This is a genomic window from Paenibacillus zanthoxyli JH29 (assembly GCF_000520715.1).
GTDB classification, from domain to species: domain Bacteria; phylum Bacillota; class Bacilli; order Paenibacillales; family Paenibacillaceae; genus Paenibacillus_AQ; species Paenibacillus_AQ zanthoxyli.
Map to the genome: position 1 here is coordinate 1 of NZ_ASSD01000065.1, position 376 is coordinate 376.

1 protein-coding gene is annotated in these 376 nt (G+C 44.9%); it reads left to right on the forward strand.

What is annotated here, in order from left to right; genetic code table 11:
* Positions 1-115: 115 nt before the first annotated feature.
* Positions 116-376, forward strand: a 261-nt coding sequence (locus tag L691_RS30995; protein ID WP_232229075.1) for a transposase family protein, incomplete at its 3' end; no start/stop codon positions are given.

The following is a 376-nucleotide window of genomic DNA, read 5'->3' on the forward strand; positions in this document are numbered from 1 at the left end:
AACATCTGCAAATCCTGTATTGTTGTAAGTCCTACCAAACAACAAAAGGATATGACAGATGCCACTCCAGTATATCAATCAACTGCTTGAATTACCAGAACTACAACTTCAAAAAATGCTATTCATCAATGCCCAAGAGGTTCATCTGGAGGCCGAGCCCGTGGCTTACAAGCAACCCTGTCCCTTGTGCGGATCAGAACAAGGAGTGAAACGAAATGGGCAGAATCAACCGCGCAAGATTCGGCATCTGAATCTCTTCGGCAAAAGATGCTACTTGGTGCTGCCTTCTCTTCGTTTAGCCTGTTCCCGTTGTCATATTGGGTTTGTTTGGACCTACAGTTTTGTGGGTCCTAAAGAGCGGTATAGCAGACTCTTT